The organism is Stenotrophomonas sp. (assembly GCF_050737575.1).
Lineage (GTDB): Bacteria > Pseudomonadota > Gammaproteobacteria > Xanthomonadales > Xanthomonadaceae > Stenotrophomonas.
In genome coordinates this window covers 57,460-74,955 of sequence record NZ_JBOHXW010000004.1, presented here as the reverse complement: position 1 = coordinate 74,955, position 17,496 = coordinate 57,460, and the positions used below count along the sequence as shown (strand labels likewise).

The 17,496-nt window shown below is 63.4% G+C and carries 12 protein-coding genes and 1 riboswitch; of the genes, 7 read left to right on the top strand and 5 right to left on the bottom strand.

From position 1 onward, the window contains the following. Positions 1–803: 803 nt before the first annotated feature. Positions 804–1,403 (bottom strand): nitroreductase family protein, encoded by a 600-nt coding sequence (locus tag ACREP4_RS08825; protein ID WP_431595815.1) that lies wholly within the window; start codon positions 1,401–1,403, stop codon positions 804–806. Between the two features lie 393 nt (positions 1,404–1,796). On the opposite strand from ACREP4_RS08825, the gene ACREP4_RS08820 reads away from it, so the two are divergent. After that, positions 1,797–2,618: a methyltransferase domain-containing protein gene (locus ACREP4_RS08820; protein ID WP_431595814.1), complete on the top strand. Its 822-nt coding sequence runs from the start codon at positions 1,797–1,799 to the stop codon at positions 2,616–2,618. Here the strand turns inward: ACREP4_RS08820 and ACREP4_RS08815 are convergent. Further along, on the bottom strand, positions 2,612–3,670 hold the full coding sequence (locus tag ACREP4_RS08815) for a metal-dependent hydrolase (RefSeq protein ID WP_431595813.1): 1,059 nt from the start codon (positions 3,668–3,670) through the stop codon (positions 2,612–2,614). The genes ACREP4_RS08820 and ACREP4_RS08815 overlap by 7 nt on opposite strands. 155 nt (positions 3,671–3,825) lie before the next feature. Between ACREP4_RS08815 and metK the strand changes: the two genes are divergently transcribed. The 5 genes from metK to ACREP4_RS08790 all read left to right on the top strand — a co-directional run bounded on the left by metK (position 3,826) and on the right by ACREP4_RS08790 (position 8,677). Next, positions 3,826–5,061, top strand: coding sequence for a methionine adenosyltransferase (gene metK, locus ACREP4_RS08810; protein ID WP_431595812.1), 1,236 nt, complete (start codon positions 3,826–3,828; stop codon positions 5,059–5,061). 363 nt (positions 5,062–5,424) lie between these two features. Next, complete coding sequence (locus tag ACREP4_RS08805) at positions 5,425–6,048, top strand: CDP-alcohol phosphatidyltransferase family protein (protein WP_431595811.1); 624 nt, start codon at positions 5,425–5,427, stop codon at positions 6,046–6,048. Then, positions 6,048–6,641, top strand: coding sequence for a lysophospholipid acyltransferase family protein (locus ACREP4_RS08800; protein ID WP_431595810.1), 594 nt, complete (start codon positions 6,048–6,050; stop codon positions 6,639–6,641). The genes ACREP4_RS08805 and ACREP4_RS08800 overlap by 1 nt, the downstream gene beginning before the upstream one ends. Positions 6,642–6,718: 77 nt before the next feature. Further along, positions 6,719–7,621 carry a phosphatidate cytidylyltransferase gene (locus tag ACREP4_RS08795; protein ID WP_431596150.1) on the top strand — a complete coding sequence of 301 codons (903 nt, stop codon included), beginning with the start codon at positions 6,719–6,721 and terminating at the stop codon, positions 7,619–7,621. A 534-nt stretch (positions 7,622–8,155) separates the two neighbouring features. After that, positions 8,156–8,677: an acyl-CoA thioesterase gene (locus ACREP4_RS08790; protein WP_431595809.1), complete on the top strand. Its 522-nt coding sequence runs from the start codon at positions 8,156–8,158 to the stop codon at positions 8,675–8,677. 128 nt (positions 8,678–8,805) lie between these two features. Here ACREP4_RS08790 and ppc read toward each other — a convergent pair whose 3' ends face one another. Further along, positions 8,806–11,517, bottom strand: a complete 2,712-nt coding sequence (gene ppc, locus ACREP4_RS08785) for a phosphoenolpyruvate carboxylase (protein ID WP_431595808.1) — start codon at positions 11,515–11,517, stop codon at positions 8,806–8,808. 357 nt (positions 11,518–11,874) lie between these two features. Beyond that, complete coding sequence (locus tag ACREP4_RS08780) at positions 11,875–14,382, bottom strand: prolyl oligopeptidase family serine peptidase (protein WP_431595807.1); 2,508 nt, start codon at positions 14,380–14,382, stop codon at positions 11,875–11,877. A gap of 114 nt (positions 14,383–14,496) precedes the next feature. Then, positions 14,497–14,617, top strand: a riboswitch (S-adenosyl-L-homocysteine riboswitch). A 32-nt stretch (positions 14,618–14,649) separates the two neighbouring features. Here ACREP4_RS08780 and ahcY point away from each other — a divergent pair. Beyond that, positions 14,650–16,095, top strand: coding sequence for an adenosylhomocysteinase (gene ahcY, locus ACREP4_RS08775; RefSeq protein WP_431595806.1), 1,446 nt, complete (start codon positions 14,650–14,652; stop codon positions 16,093–16,095). Positions 16,096–16,389: 294 nt separating this feature from the next. On the opposite strand, the gene ACREP4_RS08770 is transcribed toward ahcY, so the two are convergent. Beyond that, the gene (locus tag ACREP4_RS08770; RefSeq protein ID WP_431595805.1) at positions 16,390–17,427 is read right to left on the bottom strand and encodes a S66 peptidase family protein; all 1,038 of its coding nucleotides are present in this window, start codon (positions 17,425–17,427) and stop codon (positions 16,390–16,392) included. Positions 17,428–17,496: the final 69 nt, after the last annotated feature.

Sequence of the window (17,496 nt, the reverse complement as noted above, 5' to 3'; positions counted from 1 at the left end):
TTTTTATTGGTGTGAAGCGGCATCTTGCGGAAAAGCGCCCTCTCCCCAACCCCTCTCCCGCAAGGGGAGAGGGGCTTTGCCCACCGCGAATTCAAGCCTCGCTGGCAACTGCAGCTTTTTAGAGCCCCTCTCCCCAACCCCTCTCCCGCGGGGGGAGAGGGGCTTTGCCCACTGCGAGTTCAAGCATCGCTGGCAACTGCAGCTTTTAAAGCCCCTCTCCCCAACCCCTCTCCCGCCAGGGGAGAGGGGCTTTGCCCACTGCGAATTCAAGCATCGCTGGCAACTGCAGCTTTTTAGAGCCCCTCTCCCCAACCCCTCTCCCGCCAGGGGAGAGGGGCTTTGTCCACTGCGAATTCAAGCATCGCTGGCAACTGCAGCTTTTAAAGCTCCTCTCCCCAACCCCTCTCCCGCGGGGGGAGAGGGGCTTTGCCCACTGCGAGTTCAAGCATCGCTGGCAACTGCAGCTTTTAAAGCCCCTCTCCCCTGGCGGGAGAGGGGCTTTGCCCACTGCGAGTTCAAGCATCGCTGGCAACTGCAGCTTTTAAAGCCCCTCTCCCCTGGCGGGAGAGGGGTTGGGGAGAGGGGGAATGCTTCAACCTCAAAAAACCCCCAACCTCCATCGTCGCGCAGCGCAGAACCATGCGTCGTATCAACCAACACCCCGCCGAACACCACTGAGCTCGCCACTGCCCGGCCACCTCACCACAAACAAAAAAGCCCGCCAGCAAAGCTGGCGGGCGGGTGCGGCTGCAACACGGCGCGCGGGGGAGAGAGTCGCGCCGGTGCGGATCAAACCTTCTTGATCAACCAAACACCTTGAAACGGGCTTCGTCTTCCACGTAGGCCTTTTCACCGAAGGCAGCTTCGTTGGAGCCGAACGGCATCTGCGCGCGCAGGGTCCAGCTGGCCGGGATGCCCCAGGCTTCACGCACGCTGTCGTCCACCAACGGGTTGTAGTGCTGCAGGCTGGCGCCGATGTCGGCTTCGGCCAGGGCGGTCCATACCGCGAACTGCGCCATGCCGTTGGACTGCTCGGCCCACACCGGGAAGTTGTCGGCGTACAGAGCGAACTGCTCCTGCAGGCCCTTCACCACGTCAGTGTCGATGAAGAACAGCACCGTGCCGGCGCCGGCAGCAAAGCTGTCGATCTTCTTCTCGGTGCCCGCGAATGCATCGGCCGGGACGATCTTGCGCAGCTCGTCCTTGGCCCGGCTCCAGAACTTCTGGCTCTCGGCGCCGAACAGGATCACCGCACGCGAGGACTGCGCGTTGAACGCCGACGGCGCTTCACGCACGGCCTGCTTGATCAGGTGGGTGGTGTCGTTCTGGCTGATCGGCAGGGTCTTGCCGAGCGCGTACTGAGAACGACGCTTCTTGTACAGGGAGATGGCTTGGCTGCTCATGATCGTTTCCTTTAAGGGAAAGGTAGATCGGCAACAGCGCCGACCCTTCTTGTTGGCGGCCATTCTATTTGCCTGCAAAATTAGAACAATTACTTAAATTCCAACGAATCATTTCATTTTCAGAACAAATCGCAAGACCAAACGCGCCCAATAGCCTGTAGGAGCGGCTCCTACGCTGCCGTGACCTCACTGCATGCGGCGCCCTCGAATCTCAATCACCACTGATTCCATCCACTTCCAAGCTCAGAACCGTTGGCTATCAGCCGCAATCGGCCGCAAAGGCCCGCCCTGCAAGGATTACCACCCACACCGCAATGCTGGGTTCCCGCATTGCATGCGCCGCGATAACAGTTGCTGGTGATACTTCCCTGATTCCTGCAAGACGCAGTACTCATGACGCTCAACGACTTCCCCTACCTGCACGGCTTCTCCGCCAACGAGCAGGCTCGGCTGCGCAAACAAGCGCGCCTGTTTGAACCGGCCATCTTCCACGACATCGATTTCTGCAACGCCCGCCATGTGCTGGAAGTGGGCAGCGGCGTCGGTGCACAGACGGAGATCCTGCTGCGCCGCTTTCCCGACCTGCGCATCACCGGCGTGGACCTCAACGAGCGTCAGCTGGCCGCCGCCAACGAGCACATGGCACAGACGCCGTGGTTGCGCGAACGCTGCGAGTTCCAGCGTGCCGACGCCACCGACCTGCCGTTCGAGCCGCGCAGCTTCGACGGCGCCTTCCTGTGTTGGGTGCTGGAACACGTGCCCTCGCCCGCCCGCGCCCTGGCCGAAGTGCGCCGCGTGCTCAGCCCGGGCTCGCCGGTGTTCGTGACCGAGGTGATGAACGCCTCCTTCCTGCTCGATCCGTACTCGCCCAACCTGTGGCGCTACTGGATGGCGTTCAACGATTTCCAGATCGACAGCGGTGGCGACCCGTTTGTTGGCGCCAAGCTGGGCAACCTGCTGCTGGCAGGCGGCTTCCGCGACGTGCAGACGCAGACCAAAACCGTGCACCTGGACAACCGCGAGCCGGCACGGCGCAAGGTGATGTTCGCGCTGTGGGAAGAATTGCTGCTGTCAGCCGCCGACCAGTTGCTGGAAGCCGGCAAGGTGGATGCGGCCACGGTCGAAGGCATGCGCCGGGAATTCAACCAGGTGCAGAACGACCCCAACGCGGTGTTCTTCTATTCCTTCGTGCAGGCCAGCGCCACGGTCTACTGAGTGCTGACCGCAGTGGGCGTGTGCTCGGGTGCCTGCCAGATCCGCTGCCACATCTGCGCCAGACGCTGCTTGAGGACACCCCGGTTGCCGGCCTCGCGATACGACGGCCGCTGCTGTTGTGGCGCGATGGCCTGCCACTGGCCGTCGTGCTCGGCGGCCACGGCGAAATTGAAGTTGTAGTCCGGCTCCAATCCCATGCGCAGGTCGCTGAGCACCAGCTCGCCGTCCTGTACCTGGGCGCGCATGAAGCCGTGGTTGAACCATTGCAGACGCCGCACCGCCGGCACGTCGGCCGCTTGGCGCAGCGCCTGCACATTCGACGGATATCCCTGGAACCGCATCGGCCCATGATCCGCCCACAACGAACGGTCGCCCACCACATAGCCCTGCGGCGTCATCGCCACCACGCGCCACAACAAGGTGTTGAACGGCATCGGCACCGAGAAACGCGGCGCATCGGCCAGACCCATGCTGGCCAAGGCCTGATCGGCCGCACGGTCCACCTGCGCCTTGGCCACCAGCGACCAGCCCAGGTAACCCGTACTCAGCACCAAACCGAGCACCAACGCCCGCTGCGCCACCGGTCGTGCGCGGGCAAACCATGCCACCGCACAGCCGATCAACAGCCAGATCGTATACAGCGGGTCGATGATGAAAACGCTGGACCACATGGTCGGCGGCGGCATGAACGGCCACCACAGCTGGGTGCCGTAAACGGTGAAGGCGTCCAGCAGCGGATGCGTGACCAGCGCCAGCACCATCGCCCACCACCAGCGGCCCGGCGCCGCCGCAACGCGGCCGTGGCCGAAGCGCTTGTACAGCCACCAGATCAGCGTGCCCAGCAATGGCAGCACGAACAGCGAATGGCTGAAGCTGCGGTGCACCGTCATCAGGCTCACCGGGTTATCGGTAAAGGCCTTGATTAACAAACCGTCGAGGTCGGGCAGCGTGGCCAGCGCTGCGCCGGCCAGCAAGGCCGCCCGGCGATGTGCGGCGGGCGCGATGGCAGCGGCAATGGCGCCGCCAAGAACAATCTGACTGAGGGAATCCATGCGCGGATGCTAGCAAGCCCATTGCAGCTTCAGGCCCCGGATGCCCCAAATTGCTTAACGACCGGCAACATGGCACAGCGCACAATGCACCCTGCGGTCATGCCGTGTATCATTCGCGCCCATCTTTCCATCCGAATCAAAGGATATATAGCCCGATGTCCAGCTACCTGTTCACCTCCGAATCGGTCTCCGAAGGCCATCCGGACAAGATTGCCGACCAGATCTCCGATGCGGTGCTGGACGCGATCCTGACCCAGGACAAGCGCGCCCGTGTAGCCTGCGAAACCCTGGTCAAGACCGGTGCGGCCATCGTGGCCGGCGAAGTCACCACCTCGGCGTGGGTCGACATCGAAGAGTTGACCCGCAACGTCATCAACTCGATTGGTTACGACAACTCGGACGTCGGCTTCGATGGCCACACCTGCGCCATCATCAACATGCTGGGCAAGCAGTCTCCGGACATCGCTGCCGGCGTTGATGGCAGCGGCAAGAAGGCCAAGAAGCTGGAAGAACAAGGCGCTGGCGACCAGGGTCTGATGTTCGGCTACGCCTGCAACGAAGCCCCGGAATTCATGCCGGCGCCGCTTTACTACTCGCACCGTCTGGTCGAGCAGCAGGCCAAGGTCCGCAAGAAGAAGAACTCGCCGTTGCCGTGGCTGCGCCCGGATGCCAAGAGCCAGGTCACCCTGCGTTACGGCCAGGACGGCAAGATCGAAGGTCTTGACGCCGTGGTGCTGTCGACCCAGCACGACCCGGGCGTGAAGCAGAAGGACCTGATCGAGGCCGTGCGCGAGCACATCCTCAAGCCGGTGCTGCCGAAGGCGTGGCTGGAAAAGCTGCCGAAGAACAAGGTGCACATCAACCCGACCGGTATCTTCGTGATCGGCGGCCCGGTGGGCGATTGCGGCCTGACCGGTCGCAAGATCATCGTCGACACCTACGGCGGCATGGCCCGTCACGGCGGCGGTGCGTTCTCGGGCAAGGATCCGTCCAAGGTTGACCGTTCGGCTGCTTACGCTGCCCGTTACGTGGCCAAGAACGTGGTTGCTGCCGGCCTGGCCGACAAGTGCGAAGTGCAGGTCTCCTACGCCATCGGCGTGGCCGAGCCGACCTCGATCTCGGTGACCACCTTCGGCACCGGCAAGATCTCGGACGCACAGATCGAGAAGCTGATCCGCGCGCACTTCGACCTGCGCCCGTACGGCATCATCAAGATGCTCGACCTGATCCACCCGATGTACCAGCAGACCGCTGCCTACGGCCACTTCGGCCGCAAGCCGAAGGACTTCTCGTACATCGACGGTGACGGCAAGACCCAGAACGCGACTGCGTTCTCCTGGGAAAACACCGACCGCGCCGAAGCCCTGCGCAAGGCTGCAAAGCTGAAGTAAGGTTTCGAGCAAGTGTTGAAATGAGAGGCCGCCCGCGAGGGCGGCCTTTCTGTTTTGGGGGGTAGCTGTTGCTTAGGCTTCTGCCTTAGCCCTTCTCCCGCAAGCGGGAGAAGGGTTGGGATGAGGGCGCCTTTGATTCTGCATTGGCAGTAGCTCTTTCAGGCTCTACATCCAAAAGCAAAGAGCCCCCTCATCCGCCCCTTCGGGGCACCTTCTCCCGCACGCGGGAGAAGGGACAAGCGCGACTCCGCCCTCGCATGCACTGCCTCCAGCACTGCCTCCAGCGCTGCCTCTAACACTACCTCCCGCCCTTCCTCCCCCTTCGCACTCCCTCTCTCCCTCCAATGCACTACCATCGCCGGCATGGGAAAGGATGACCGTAGACCAATTGCCGCCCGTTCCACCGGCTGGGCCCGTGCCCTGAGTGCCGCGCTGGTACGTTCTTCCATCACGCCGAATCAGATCTCGGTACTGAGCATCTTCTTCGCCGGCGGCGCCGCCGCTGCGCTGCTGTACTGGCCGGGCATTCCCGGTTTGATTGCCTGTGCCATTGGCATCCAGCTGCGCCTGATCTGCAACCTGCTCGACGGCATGGTGGCGATGGAAGGCGGCAAGCAGACGCCGACCGGTGCGCTCTACAACGAGTATCCCGATCGCATCGCCGACTCGCTGTTGATCGTCGCGCTCGGTTACGCCGCCGGTATGCCGTGGCTGGGTTGGCTGGGCGCACTGCTTGCCGCGCTCACCGCCTATGTGCGCTTGTCCGGCGCCAGCCTCGGCTTGCCGCAGGACTTTCGCGGACCGATGGCCAAGCAGCACCGCATGGCAGTGCTGACCATCGCCTGCATGCTTGCCATCGTCGAGCGGCTGACCACGCACACCGCCTATGTCCTGCCAACCGCCGCAGCCGTCATTGCAGCAGGCTCACTGTTGACCTGCATCACCCGCACCCGCGCCATCGCCGCGCAACTCAAGGTGCGCTCCTGATGCTGTCGCGCCTGCTGGTCGCAGCGGTCAAGGTTTTCATTGGCGCCTATCCACGCTGGGTCGGCAGTCGTCCCACCGATACGCAACGCATCTACTTCGCCAACCATTCCAGCCATCTGGATACGGTGGCGCTGTGGTCGGCACTGCCGCCTGCCCTGCGCGAACACACCCGCCCGGTTGCCGCGCGTGACTACTGGAGCAAAGGCATCCGCAAGGTCATCGCCAACAAAGGCTTCAACGCGGTGTTGATCGAGCGTGACCGCAACAAATGCGAAGGCGATCCGCTGCAGCCGTTGTACGACGCGCTGGACGCCGGTGATTCGCTGATCCTGTTCCCGGAAGGCACGCGCAATCACGAAGAAACGCCACTGCCGTTCAAGGCGGGCCTGTACTACCTGGCGCAGCGTTATCCGCATGTGGAACTGGTGGCGGTGCACCTGGACAACGCGCGACGTGCATTGCCCAAGGGCAGCATGGTGCCGGTGCCGCTGGTCTGCACGGTGCGCTTCGGCGCCCCGCTCAACCGCATTCCCGATGAAGACAAGGCGCACTTCCTGGAACGCGCCCGGCAGGCGGTGGTGGAACTGGCATGAGCAACGTATTCCAACAGCTGCCGCTGGGCAGCTTCCTTCGCCAAGCCATCGACCGCGCGCCGCCAAGTTTCTGGTGGATGATCGGCGGCGTGTTTGGCGTGCTGATCCTCGCCAGCACAATCGGCTTCATTCTTGGCCGAATCAAACCCGGCTCGGTGGTCGACAACCTCAACGCGCGCATCCGTGCGTGGTGGGTGATGGCCGGCGTGCTGCTGTTCTGCTTTGTGCTCGGCAAGATCGCCACGCTGGTGTTCTTCGGCCTGCTGTCGTTCTTCGCACTGCGTGAATTCATTTCGCTGACGCCAACGCGACGCGGCGATCACCTTGCGCTGTGCCTGTGTTTCTACGTCGCCATCCCGCTGCAGTACTGGCTGATCGGCATCGACTGGTACGGCCTGTTCGTGATGTGCATTCCGGTCTATGGCTTCCTGGCGTTGCCGGCGGTTTCGGCCTTGTCCGGTGACACCGAGAACTTCCTGGAGCGCAACACCAAGATCCAGTGGGGCGTGATGCTCACCGTGTTCTGCCTGAGCCACGCACCGGCGTTGATGCTGCTGCGCATTCCCGGCTACGAAGGCCAGAACCTGATGCTGCTGTTCTACCTGTTGCTGGTCGTGCAGTTGAGCGACGTGCTGCAGTACGTGTTCGGCAAGTTGTTCGGCAAGCATCTGCTGGCGCCGCTGGTGAGTCCTTCCAAGACAGTCGAAGGACTGGTCGGCGGCGGGCTGGCCGCAACCGGCGTCGGCGCTGCACTGTACTGGATCACCCCGTTCACACCGCTGCAGTCGGCGGCGTTGTCACTGCTGATCGTGATCTGCGGCTTCCTCGGCGGGCTGGCATTGTCGGCGGTCAAGCGCAGCCTCGGCGCCAAGGACTGGGGCGAGATGATCGAAGGGCACGGCGGCATTCTGGACCGTCTGGACTCGGTGGTGTTTTCCGCGCCGGTGTTCTTCCATGTGGTGCGATACAACTTCCAGTAACTGCTCTAAGCCCCTCTCCCGCGAGCGGGATAGGGGTTGGGGTGAGGGCAGCTTTCAATGCTCTGCGGCATGCCTCAAAGCCCAAAGCCAAAGCCCCCTCCTCCGCCCTTCGGGCACCTCGCTCCGCGCCCCAGCCACGCACAGCGTGCGTGGCGTTCAGCCATGCACGAGCCAGTGGCTCGTAAGCCGCATGCCTTCACCCCGCTTGCGGGAGAAGGGAGCCATTCAAGCATCGCGAGCGCTGATAGCACCTTCGCGCGCTTGAAGACTATTAGCCCCTCTCCCGCAAGCGGGAGAGGGGTTGGGGTGAGGGCATGAGCGAAGGCAGCGGTGCTTGGCCCCCAAGGAATTCTCCAAGCTCGGGCATCCGTAGCAAGCGAGCAAACTGTTCAGTCACTGCACAAACCAATCGCTCGCAACCCACCTGCCTCCCGTCGCAACGGAAAAACGGGAACGCATCATCCCCACGCCCGGACTATCACCGCCTCTCGCGCTGGAGTAGCCTGCGGCTCCCGCTGTCGTGGTGTTGCCATCATGTCCGAACCCAAATCCCACCAGTTGTCGATGACCGTGCTGATGACGCCGGAGATGGCCAATTTCTCCGGGAAAGTTCATGGCGGCTCGGTACTGCGCCTGCTCGACCAGGTGGCCTATGCCTGCGCCAGCCGCTACGCCGGCAACTATGTCGTCACGCTGTCGGTGGACCAGGTCATGTTCCGCCAGCCCATCGCCGTCGGCGAGCTGGTCACCTTTTTGGCTTCGGTGAATTACACCGGCACGTCTTCGCTGGAAGTGGGCATCAAGGTGGTGGCCGAAGACATCCGCAAGGCCAGTGTGCGCCACGCCAACAGTTGTTTCTTCACCATGGTGGCGGTGGACGACGATGGCAGGCCGACGCCGGTGCCGCCGTTGCTACCTGAAACCAGTGACGAGAAGCGTCGCCACGCTGCCGCGCAGATCCGCCGTCAGCTGCGGCAGGAAATGGAGCAACGGCATCTGGAGTTGCTGAAGAGCAATCCGTCTGGGGAAGCGGATTTTTCAGCACCCGGATTGTAGGAGCGGCGTCAGCCGCGAAGCGGGCAATGCATCCGACATATCTGTAGTGCCGAGCATGGCTCGGCACTACATTTGGGCTTTCCTGGTAAAGCCTCTGCCGAGCGTGGCTCGGCACTACAGGAACGGCTTCAGCCCGTGTTCTGCACGCCCTGCGAAACGCCGTTGACGCAGGCGACCAACGCGCGCAGCAATGCATCGTCCTCGCGCCCACTGGCACGCCAGCGCTGCAGCAGATCTACCTGCAAGGTGCTGATCGGGTCGATGTAGGGGTTGCGCAAGCGAATGGACAACGCCAGTCGCGGGTCGTGGTCCAGCAATTCCTGCTGACCGCTCAGGCGCTTTACCCAATGCGCGGTCAGCGCCAGCTCTTCACGAATCAACGGGAAGAAGCGCTCATGCAACGGGCCCGCCAGCCGCGAGAACTGCTCGGCGATATGGATGTCGCCCTTGCTCAGCACCATCGACATGTCATCGAGGAAGGTCTCGAAGAACGGCCAGTCGTGTGCCATCTCGCGCAGCAGCTCCTCGTGCCCCGCATCAGCCGCGGCCTGCAGGCCACTGCCCACGCCAAACCAACCGGGAATCACCGCGCGCGCCTGGCTCCATGCGAATACCCACGGAATCGCGCGGAGGTTGGTCAACGCCGCGTTTTCACCCAAACGACGCGAAGGACGCGAGCCCAGCGTCATGCGCTCGATCACATCAATCGGGGTGGCTTGGCGGAAGTAGCTCATGAACTCGGCGTCGCCAACAAAAGCACGGTAAGCGCGCGAACTCTGCTCAGCGACCACGCCCATCACCGGCTTCCACAATTCCTCGCGCGGCTCGGCCTCACGCGGCCGCAGGCTTGCACGCAGCACCGCACCGGCGGACTGCTCCAGCGAGCGCAGCGCCAATGCACGAATGCCGTACTTGCGATGGATCACTTCGCCCTGTTCGGTCACACGCAGGCGACCATCAATGCTGCCGCGCGGCGATGCGTTCACCGCATGCGTGGTCTTGGTGCCGCCACGGCTGATCGAACCGCCACGGCCGTGGAAGAACGTCAGGTGCACGCCGAATTCGTTGGCCACTTCCAGCAGTTCCACCTGCGCCTGCTGCAACCCCCAACGCGACGCGGCAATGCCGCCGTCTTTGCCGCTGTCCGAGTAACCCAGCATCACCATCTGCACGTCGTCGCGTGCCGTCAGGTGTGCGCGATAAACCGGATCGGCCAACAGATCGCGTAGCGTTGCCGTACCGCGACGCAGGTCATCCACGGTCTCGAACAATGGCGCGATATCCAGCGGCACGGCGCTATTTGCATCCAGCAAGCCGCCGCGCCGCGCCAGCGCCAATACCGCCAGCACGTCGCCGCGATCGTGCGCCATCGAGATGATGTAACTGCCCAACGCATCGGCACCGTGGCGACGACGCGCGTCGGCCAATGCACCGAATACCTTGTCCAAGCGCTGACCTGCTTCATCGGCGCCCGGCGCCAGCGTTGCTTCGCCAGAGGCGTACGCGGAAAGCAGCTGCGCGCGCGCCGTGTCATCCAACGCATCAAAATTTTCTTGCCCGCCCAGCACTTCGGCCAGGGCACGCGAATGCACGCTCGACTCCTGGCGTACATCCAACCGCGCCAGATGAAAGCCGAAGGTACGCGCGCGCCACAACAGACGACGCACCGAGAACCAGCCAGCGTGCTTACCCTTGTTTGCTTCCAGACTGTCGAGAATCAACTGGAGGTCACCGATGAATTCTTCCGGTGCGGCATACGCGCCCGGCGCATCGGCCAAGGTTGCCTGCAACCGCGCGCGCATGCGGTCATTGAGCAAGCGGTACGGCATGTCGGCATGACGCGGACGCGATTCCACGTTCGGCAGCAGTTGGCGATACTCAGCCACGCGTGATACCACCGCATCTCTGACGCCAATCAATTCCGTGGACTGGCTGAGCAGGCTCGCCAGCCCCAGCATGTCCTTGATGTACAGCTCCAACACCGCAACACGCTGTGCGTTCAAGGTGGCCGTGATGGTGCTGGCATCCACGTTGGGATTGCCGTCCATGTCACCGCCGACCCACGTACCGAAGCGCAGCAGACGCGGCAGCGGCAGCGTGCGGCCCCAGGTGTCGAGCAAGGCTTGTTCCAGCGATTCGTAGAACACCGGAATTACCCGGTACAGCACACGCGTGAGATAGAAACCCACGTGCTCGCGCTCGTCATCAACCGTGGGACGCACCGGCGAGGAATCCGTGGTCTGCCACGATGCGGTGAGCGCCATGCGGAAGCGTGCGGCATCGGCAGCCTGCTCACCCGGGGTGCGCTGGCCGTCGAGGTTATCGACCAGCGACGCCACCATCAATTGTTCTTTTTCCAACAGCGCGCGACGCACGGCCTCGGTGGGATGTGCGGTGAATACCGGTTCGATATCGATGCGCGGCAACCAGTGCGCCAACTCTTCCAGCGATACGCCTTGCGCCTTGAGCGCGAGCAGCGCGTCGTGCAGCCCGTCCGGCTGCGGACGTTTGGTGCCTGCGCGTTGGTAGTCACGGCGGCGGCGGATGCGGTGCACGCGCTCGGCGATGTTCACTACCTGGAAATAGGTACTGAACGCACGCACCAAGGCTTCGGCTTCACGCGGTGAACGGCCGGCCAGTTGCGTACTCAACGTAACCAGTGGCGCTTGGCTCTCGCGGCGCGCGATGGCAGCGGTGCGCACGTCTTCCACTTCATCGAGGAAACCGGGCGAAACCTGTTCGGAAAGGAGATCGCCGACCAAGGTGCCAAGGCGGCGCACATCGTCGCGCAACGGCAGGTCGGGGGTGGCAAAGACAACGCTGCTACGGTACTCGTTCATCGAAGACGCACAAGCCTTGAGAGCGGAAACCCGTCAAGCCTACCGCAAAAATCAGCACAATTTTGCAGTGCACCAAACCTGAAACAGTTGCATTTGAATGTTGTCTGACAGCTGTCCATCTGGACAGGAAAGCATGTTTGATCAGCCAGTTCGTGGACATGACGAAATGGCAACGCTTCACCTGTAGTGCCGAGCCATGCTCGGCAAGGCTGTATCGGTAATGCCCATGCCGAGCATGGCTCGGCACTACAGATGAACTGCGAAAGCTACCTCCCCCGCCCTCCCCTTCGCTGCGCGAAAGGGAGGGGGTTGTTCTACTCACGCCTTCTGCTCACGCCTTCTGATTACGCGAGGTGTTCAACGCTTCGCTTCACCGGCCTTCGGTGCGGCCAACCACTTGTCCAGCCACGACTCACTTTCGGCCAGCATGGTCATGATGGATTCGCGGGCGCGGTAGCCGTGCGATTCGTTGGGCAGCATCACCAGGCGCGAGGTTCCACCCAAGCCTTTCACCGCGGCGAACATGCGTTCGCTCTGGACCGGGAACGTACCGGAGTTGTTGTCTTCCTGGCCATGAATGAACAGGATCGGATCTTTGATCTTGTCCGCATAGTTGAACGGAGACATCTTCAGATACACCTCCTGCGCCTGCCAGTAATTGCGCTCCTCGGCCTGGAAGCCGAACGGCGTCAGCGTGCGGTTGTATGCACCCGAACGCGCGATGCCCGCCTTGAACAAGCGCGTGTGCGCCAGCAGGTTGGCGGTCATGAAGGCGCCGTAGGAATGCCCGCCGACCGCGATGCGTTCGCGATCACCGACGCCGCGCTTGACCACTTCATTCACCGCCGCCTCCGCACTGGCGACCAGCTGCTGAACATAGGTGTCGTTCGGCTCGGCATCGCCCTCACCGATGATCGGCATGGTCGGGTTGTTGAGCACCACATAGCCCTTGGCCAGAAAGGCCTGCGGGCCCCAGTAGCTGACCGCATTGAAACGGTACTTGGAACCGCTCACCTGGCTGGCGTCTTCCGCCGATTTGAACTCCGCCGGGTAGGCCCACATCAGCACCGGGCGCGGGCCATCTTTCTTCGGGTCGTAACCGGGCGGCAGCAGCAGGTCGGCGGTGAGTTCAACACCATCGTTGCGCGTGTAGCGGATCTGTTCCTTCTTCACTCCACGCAGCTGCGGCAATGGATGGGCGAAGTGAGTCAACTCCACCGGCGTTGCATCGGCGCTCAGGCCGCGTGCGAACAGGTTGGCCGGCACATCGTTGGATTCGCGGTAGGTGAGGATGCGCGCATTGTCACCTTCGATGATGGTCAACGGCATTTCGTAGTACGGCGCCTGCGAATGGAACAGGCGCTCGCTCTTGCCGCTGGCCAGGTTGATGCGGTCCAGGAACGGGCGATCACCTTCGGCCGAAGCGCCCTTGCCGATACGGTAGAAGCTGCTGCCATCGGCGCTGAGTTGCAGACGCGAACGGCCCGCGTCATCGGCCTGCAACAGCGGCTCACCCGGGTCGCTGTAACGGTCATCTTCCGAACGCTGCGATAACAACACCGGCGCCTGCTGCGGATTGTCGGGGCTGATCTTCCACTGCTTCACCTGGCGGCTCTTCCACCAGTATTCGTCCAGCAATGCGACATCGCCGCTGCTCCAGGTGATGCCCGCATAACGCGAGCCCAGCTGCGCCAGCGTGACCGGCGGCTTCTCGAACGGTGCGGCCTGCACCAGCACCGCGTCGCGGATGGCGGCGTCGCGCGCGGGATCACCACCGTCCTGTGCTTCCGCCCAGACCAGCATGGCCGGCGCATCGGCGCGCCAGCTGATCGAACGCACGCCGGTCGGCACCGCGTCGTTGCCGGTCGGCAGGCCATCCACCAGCGGCAGCTTGGCGACGGTGTGCACCACCTTGCCCTGCGCGTCCAACACATCGATATGACGCGGGAAACGGCTCACCGGCACCGCGTACGAGAACGGCCGCTCCACGCGCTGGCTGAGCAGGTACTTGCCATCCGGCGAGGACGACAACCCCAGGAACATCCCGGGGGCGCCGATCGGTGTGGCCTGGCCATTGATCGCAACACGGACGGGCTGCGCCTTGAGGTAGTGCTCGAGCAGGCGCGCGTCGTCTTCGTCCTTCAACAGGTCTTGATAGGTGCGCACGGTGCGCACGCCCTGACCGGCGACGGTTTCCTGCACCGCAGGGCCGGTCGGGATGCCGTCGCCCTTCGGCGGCTCACCCTGCCCGGCCGGGCGCTGCAGCACCAGCAGCGCTTCGCCACCCGGCAGCCAGGCGTAACCGTTACCGATAATGCTGTTCAGGTTTTCGGCGACGCGGCGGGCACTGGCCGATTCCACGTCCACCAGCCACAGCTCATTGGCGCCGGTAGCCGGGTTCAACTGGTTGAAGGCCAGGTACTTCTGGTCAGGCGACCACGCCAGCGAGGCCACCGACAGCGGCTGCGGCAGGCCGGCGATCTGGCGCTCGGCGCCATCGGTGTTGGAAACCAGCCACAACTTGTTGCCGAACGAGAAGCGGCTGTCGGAAACGGTCTTCGGATTGATTCGCAGGCCGCCGAGCTTCAGCTCCGGCGCCGCGACCTGGGCGATGGACGGCAGCGCCGGGGTCTGCAGCAACGCCGTCAGGTCGCTCTTGGGCGACAGGTACAGGCTGGGCGCACGCGGGGCGTCCACCACCGCCTGCAAGGCAGCCGACGGCAGGCGATAGCCCTCGCCCTGAACCGCCTTCTGCGCCAGTGGCGGGGGCAGTGCCAACACCGGCGGCACCGCCAGCAGCAGGCCGGCGCACAACACCAGTACGGCCGAGGTCCGCTTGGCGCGACGAAGGGGGAACGTGTTCATGGCAATCCTTGTGAAACGGGGCAATCGGCCAACTTAACAATGTCTGTCGATAATCTCCCCTGCCGTTGGTTGGGCCGCGGGCGCTGCGCCGCAGCCGCGATATAATCGCCAGCCCGTTCCGAGGGGCGCTGCGACCGTTGGGTGGATCACTCCACAAGAGCCCGCACATCACTGTGCGGACTTTCCAAACGGCCAGGCTCGGACGGCTTTCATGCAACAACGGCGCCCGGCGAACGCGAGCCTGCTCGCACCACACCGGAGCTCCACATGAATGCTGCTGCACAGACCTTCTCGCAGGAAGGTGACTACAAGATCCGCGATATCTCGCTGTCCGATTGGGGCCGCAAGGAACTGGACATCGCCGAGCACGAGATGCCGGGCCTGATGTCGATCCGCCGCAAGTACCAGGCCGAGCTGCCGCTGAAGGGCGTGCGCGTGACCGGCTCGCTGCACATGACCATCCAGACTGCGGTGCTGATCGAGACGCTGAAGGACATCGGCGCCGACGTGCGTTGGGCCTCGTGCAACATCTTCTCGACCCAGGACCATGCAGCCGCCGCGATTGCCGCCACCGGCACGCCGGTGTTCGCCTGGAAGGGCGAGTCGCTGGAAGAATATTGGGACTGCACGCTGGACGCGCTGACCTTCACCCTGGCCGACGGCACCCTGACCGGCCCGGAGCTGGTGGTCGATGACGGCGGCGACGTCACCCTGCTGATCCACAAGGGCTACGAGCTCGAAAACGGCAGCAACTGGGTCAACGAGCCGGCCTCCTCGCACGAAGAGCAGGTCATCAAGAACCTACTCAAGCGCGTTGCCACCGAGCGCCCGGGTTACTGGGCGCGCGTGGTCAAGGATTGGAAGGGCGTCTCTGAAGAGACCACCACCGGCGTGCACCGCCTGTACCAGCTGGCCCAGGCCGGCACCCTGCTGATCCCGGCGATCAACGTCAACGACTCGGTCACCAAGAGCAAGTTCGACAACCTGTACGGCTGCCGCGAGTCGCTGGCCGATGGCCTGAAGCGCGCGATGGACGTGATGCTGGCCGGCAAGGTGGCCGTGGTCTGCGGCTACGGCGACGTGGGCAAGGGCTGCGCCGCCTCGCTGCGTGCCTATGGCGCGCGCGTGGTGGTCACCGAGATCGACCCGATCTGCGCCCTGCAGGCGGCGATGGAAGGCTTCGAGGTCAACACCATCGAATCCACCCTGGGCCGCGCTGACCTGTACGTCACCACCACCGGCAACAAGGACATCATCCGCATCGAGCACCTGAGCGCGATGAAGGACCAGGCCATCGTCTGCAACATCGGTCACTTCGACAATGAAATCCAGGTCGATGCGCTGGTGGGCTACAAGGGCGTGCAGCACGTCAACATCAAGCCGCAGGTGGACAAGTACATCTTCCCGAACGGCAACGCGATCTTCCTGCTGGCCGAAGGCCGCCTGGTCAACCTGGGCTGCGCCACCGGCCACCCGAGCTTCGTGATGTCCAACTCGTTCGCCAACCAGACGCTCGCACAGATCGACCTGTGGGCGAACAAGGACAGCTACGAGAACAAGGTGTACCTGCTGCCGAAGAAGCTGGACGAAGAAGTGGCCCGTCTGCACCTGGAAAAGATCGGCGTGAAGCTGACCACGCTGAGCCAGGAACAGGCCGATTACATCGGCGTGCCGGTCGACGGCCCGTTCAAGCCGGACCATTACCGCTACTGATCGGCCAGGCGGTCCACGCCAAGGCTGCAGCGCCAAGAGCCCCTCTCCCGTTCACGGGAGAGGGGTTGGGGTGAGGGGCGCCTCAACGCTCATCAAACCGCAGCGATGAAGAACGCGTCGCCACGCGCCCTGAAGGCGAACCATTGAGAGCTTCCCATCATCCGCCCCTACGGGGCACCTTCTCCCTCCAGAGGGAGAAGGACTGCAGAGCTTCAAACCAGAACGGGCGCCGAAAGGCGCCCGTTTTCCGTAGTGCGAAGCCCAGCCCTACATGGCCACACCCTGCCCATGCACTTACGCGAACACCGGCTCCAGCATGCGGAAGCTGCCCGCGTCAGCATCCATCTCCACCTTGCCGCCCACCGGCACGATGAACTGCTCGCGGATGTGGCCGATCATTGCGCCGCGATAGGCCGGAATCTTCAACGGCAGGATGTGGTCATCGAAAATCTGGTCGAGTGTGAGTGATCCATAGCCGTCACCCGGGTTGCAATCAGTGCATTCGCCAAAGATGAAGCCCGCGATCTTGTCCAACGCGCCCATCAGCTTCAACGTGGTGAACATGCGGTCGATGCGATACGGCGCTTCTTCCACATCTTCCAGAAACAGAATCTTGCCGCTGAAATCCGGCAGATAGGCCGAGCCGGCCAGCGCCGTCAGCACAGTGAGATTGCCGCCAACCAGCTCACCGCGTGCAATGCCGCCACGCAAGGTGATCGCGCGATTCTTGCGCGGCACCAGTTCGTCGTCGCCATCCACCACCACGTTCCGGTAGTCCATCAACTCACGCTTGAAGAACAGCCGCTCGAACTGGTCGGCGTTGAAGCGATTCCAGCTACCCGAGCCGATCTGACCATGAAAGGTCACCAAGCCGGTTTTGGCCTGGATGGCGCTGTGCAGCGCGGTGATGTCCGAGTAGCCCAGCAGCACTTTGGGATTGGCGCGGATGCGGTCGTAATCCAGCAATGGCAGCAGCCGCGCAGCGCCGGAACCGCCGCGCACGCAGATGATCGCTTTCACCTGCCTGTCGGCAAACATGGCGTTCAAATCACCGGCGCGCTCGGTATCGGTGCCGGCCAAGTGGCCGTGGCGCGCAGCGTAGTGCTCGCCCGTCTTCACCTTGAAGCCGAACGCCTCCATCGCCTCGCGTGCCAGTTGCAGGCTCAGTCGGTCACTGGATGCCGACGACGGGCTCACCAGCCCCACCGTGTCGCCCTTGTTCAACCCCGGCGGCAGCAAGCGCCCGCGCGACGCGGCCGCCGCGCCCTGCATGCCGATCAATGGCAGCGCCGCTGCCAATGCCGTACCGCCGATGAAACGCCGTCTGTCCATGTTGCCGCCCGCCGCTGAAATGTCCGGCCCAGAGTAGCAACCGCTCCCCTGACCGGACAATCCAGCGTG

Coding starts and splice junctions, on each gene's coding strand:
- ACREP4_RS08825 (WP_431595815.1), bottom strand. CDS start 1,403: ATGAGCAGCCAAGCCATCTCCCTGTACAAGAAGCGTCGTTCTCAGTAC.
- ACREP4_RS08820 (WP_431595814.1), top strand. CDS start 1,797: ATGACGCTCAACGACTTCCCCTACCTGCACGGCTTCTCCGCCAACGAG.
- ACREP4_RS08815 (WP_431595813.1), bottom strand. CDS start 3,670: ATGGATTCCCTCAGTCAGATTGTTCTTGGCGGCGCCATTGCCGCTGCC.
- metK (WP_431595812.1), top strand. CDS start 3,826: ATGTCCAGCTACCTGTTCACCTCCGAATCGGTCTCCGAAGGCCATCCG.
- ACREP4_RS08805 (WP_431595811.1), top strand. CDS start 5,425: ATGGGAAAGGATGACCGTAGACCAATTGCCGCCCGTTCCACCGGCTGG.
- ACREP4_RS08800 (WP_431595810.1), top strand. CDS start 6,048: ATGCTGTCGCGCCTGCTGGTCGCAGCGGTCAAGGTTTTCATTGGCGCC.
- ACREP4_RS08795 (WP_431596150.1), top strand. CDS start 6,719: ATGATCGGCGGCGTGTTTGGCGTGCTGATCCTCGCCAGCACAATCGGC.
- ACREP4_RS08790 (WP_431595809.1), top strand. CDS start 8,156: ATGTCCGAACCCAAATCCCACCAGTTGTCGATGACCGTGCTGATGACG.
- ppc (WP_431595808.1), bottom strand. CDS start 11,517: ATGAACGAGTACCGTAGCAGCGTTGTCTTTGCCACCCCCGACCTGCCG.
- ACREP4_RS08780 (WP_431595807.1), bottom strand. CDS start 14,382: ATGAACACGTTCCCCCTTCGTCGCGCCAAGCGGACCTCGGCCGTACTG.
- ahcY (WP_431595806.1), top strand. CDS start 14,650: ATGAATGCTGCTGCACAGACCTTCTCGCAGGAAGGTGACTACAAGATC.
- ACREP4_RS08770 (WP_431595805.1), bottom strand. CDS start 17,427: ATGGACAGACGGCGTTTCATCGGCGGTACGGCATTGGCAGCGGCGCTG.